At 54.9% G+C, this 1,305-nt stretch carries 1 protein-coding gene and 1 pseudogene; both read left to right on the top strand.

All coding sequences use genetic code 11. From position 1 onward, the window contains the following. Positions 1 to 66: 66 nt before the first annotated feature. The gene (locus tag FN633_RS00005; RefSeq protein ID WP_154056326.1) at positions 67 to 1,035 is read left to right on the top strand and encodes a hypothetical protein; all 969 of its coding nucleotides are present in this window, start codon (positions 67 to 69) and stop codon (positions 1,033 to 1,035) included. Positions 1,036 to 1,104: 69 nt separating this feature from the next. Continuing rightward, positions 1,105 to 1,305 (top strand): annotated as a pseudogene (locus FN633_RS00010) (phage tail fiber protein); the annotation flags it as partial.

The following is a 1,305-nucleotide window of genomic DNA, read 5'->3' on the forward strand; positions in this document are numbered from 1 at the left end:
CAATAACCGGATCGTTTCGTATGACCAGTATGGACGTCCGGCTGCGGTCATGGGGCAGAGGTTGTAATGCAGACATTTATCCAGGGAACCTCGTTTGACGCTATCAACTCGATGGCGGTTAACTACGTGATGGATGTGCTGGATATATCCGGTTCGGGTAGCAAATCCTACCCGGCCGGATGTACCTACCAGGCATCACTTCTTATCGAGTCGGTTATCCAGGTGATGCCGACTAATAACCCGTATCAGGTAACTGTTTCCGGGAATGTCGTCTCATGGAACGTGGCGACGCCGATCCGGCTGGTAGTGTTCGCCTCGCCCAATACGGGGCGGGAGTCGGATTATTACGGATTCTCTCTCTACTCCTACGACGGCAACGGCAACAGGACAATTAAACTTGCGCCTGACTTCACCCCGTTTTGCCTGGTCAGCGTGATTGATGTTCCGCCGGGTAGCCAGAACATTGCCTCATCAGTCCCGTTGGGTCAGAAAATCGTGACGTTTATCCGTGCGCGCGACGGCGATGCACGGATGCCGACGTCCTTTTACCAGCAGTACAATGCAGGAGGCAATTACGGATTCTCGTTCGTACAGACGGGCGGCATGACGCAAACAGGTTGCCGCCTGTACATATTCTCTAACTACCTGGTGAACATTCCCGACTGGGGATTTTTCGTTTACCGGGACGGCGCTATGGTATGGCACAGCAATTGTCTGCCGTTGAACATGCGACTTTTGGCGGGGGATGCAACGTCTGCAGCCCCAATGGCAGTCACTCCCGGGATCACCTCCGGAATTTATATTCCACAAGACCCATCGAACCCACAATACGGTGGCTACCTGAACATGAACTGTTCCAGCGCGGGTATTTCTGGTGGCGTCTGGAAAGCGTCCTCGGCGGTGGTCTATTCCAGCCGGATTATTTCGTCCGGTGAGGCCGCTGCGTTTAAGCCGTGGGCGATTAGCGGCTACGTCGGTTATATCGACTGCAGCATTTACGATCAGTATTACCCCTATGCGCTCGGGCTGGTTTAGCCAGCCTGAAAAAACACTCATTCCACATCAGACCCGCCGCGAGCGGGTTTTTTATTGCCCGGAGAAAACATGATTTACACCACTGGCACGATCGCCGGCAACGGCAACACGCTCACCGGCACCGGCACTAATTTCACAGCAGCGGGCACGCTGATCCGTAACGGCTGTACCGTCATTGTTATGACCACCCCGGCGCAGGTGCTTCAGATCACCGCGGTCAACAGCGCCACGCAGCTGGCCGTAACGCCTGTGGTCAATCCAGCGATCCCT

The organism is Pseudescherichia vulneris, assembly GCF_902164725.1.
In the GTDB taxonomy this organism is placed as follows: Bacteria; Pseudomonadota; Gammaproteobacteria; order Enterobacterales; family Enterobacteriaceae; genus Pseudescherichia; species Pseudescherichia vulneris.

What these genes read in the sequence shown, in the direction of transcription:
- FN633_RS00005 (WP_154056326.1), top strand. Translation starts at nt 67, where the DNA reads ATGCAGACATTTATCCAGGGAACCTCGTTTGACGCTATCAACTCGATG.